Origin of the sequence: Winogradskyella psychrotolerans RS-3, assembly GCF_000427335.1 — a bacterium.
Classification (GTDB): Bacteria; Bacteroidota; Bacteroidia; order Flavobacteriales; family Flavobacteriaceae; genus Winogradskyella; species Winogradskyella psychrotolerans.
The window spans coordinates 1-997 of record NZ_ATMR01000040.1; the positions used below are offsets into that span (position 1 = coordinate 1).

1 protein-coding gene and 2 pseudogenes are annotated in these 997 nt (G+C 38.8%); all 3 read left to right on the forward strand.

Going from position 1 to position 997, the window contains the following annotated elements:
- Positions 1–221, forward strand: a pseudogene (locus ADIWIN_RS21145) (nicotinate-nucleotide adenylyltransferase); the annotation flags it as partial.
- Between the two features lie 162 nt (positions 222–383).
- On the forward strand, positions 384–656 hold the full coding sequence (locus ADIWIN_RS22100; protein WP_438874652.1) for a DUF4212 domain-containing protein: 273 nt from the start codon (positions 384–386) through the stop codon (positions 654–656).
- Between the two features lie 10 nt (positions 657–666).
- Positions 667–997: pseudogene (locus ADIWIN_RS19905) on the forward strand (sodium:solute symporter family transporter); the annotation flags it as partial.

Genomic DNA, 997 nt, shown 5'->3' on the forward strand with positions numbered 1-997 from the left:
GGGAATACTCATTGTACTTACTTACGTCAATAGATATTCCCTGGACGGAGGATCCACAGCGAGAGCATGCAGATCCGGCCATGCGTAAATATTTTATGCAGGTTTATGAAAATGAGATGAAAGCTTCAGGAGTACCATGGAAAAAAATTTCCGGGACGGAGGAAAACCGCTTAAAATCGGCCATAGAATATATTGACAAATACTTAATTGAAAAGGTTTAATTATAAATTTACCCCATTTTAGCCATTTGAGTCGAACCAATCATCTACGACTCAAACCGAAACTGTCTTATTTTTGGTAGATTAACGAAATCTTGCTGATAGTTACGGAATTTTAAATAATTTCAGGATTATTTTAACCAATAAACTCAAACATATTATTATATGGATAACCATAAACAAAAAATGAAACAATACTGGAAGCGCAATATTAGAACCTTATTGATTCTTCTGGCGGTTTGGTTTATTGTCTCTTTTGGCTTCGGAATTTTGCTTGTAGAGCCCTCAATGCCATTAAATTGGAGGGTACAAATTGGGCTTCTGGTTTGCCCAGCAAGGCTCAATATTTTCATTCGTGATATTGATTTCGTTTACGTATATCGGATGAACAAGCTTGATGAAGAATTTGATGTCAACGAAAATAACCCTTTAAAATAATCACCTCTCTATGGAAATTTTAACCTGGACCTACATCCTAGTAGGTCTGTCCTTCGCCTTGTATATCGGTATCGCCATATACACAAGAGCTGGATCAACTAAGAATTTTATACGGCAGGCGGGGCGTTTCTCCGCTAGCTAACGGTATGGCTACCGCTGCGGATTGGATGTCAGCAGCTTCTTTTATTTCCATGGCCGGAATAATTGCTTTTTCTGGCTACGATGGATCAGTTTACCTTATGGGTTGGACTGGTGGATATGTCCTTTTGGCCCTTTTATTGGCTCCTTACCTTCGTAAATTTGGGAAGTTCACCGTTCCTGATTTCGTTGAAGACCGGTAT

Coding starts and splice junctions, on each gene's coding strand:
- ADIWIN_RS22100 (WP_438874652.1), top strand. CDS start 384: ATGGATAACCATAAACAAAAAATGAAACAATACTGGAAGCGCAATATT.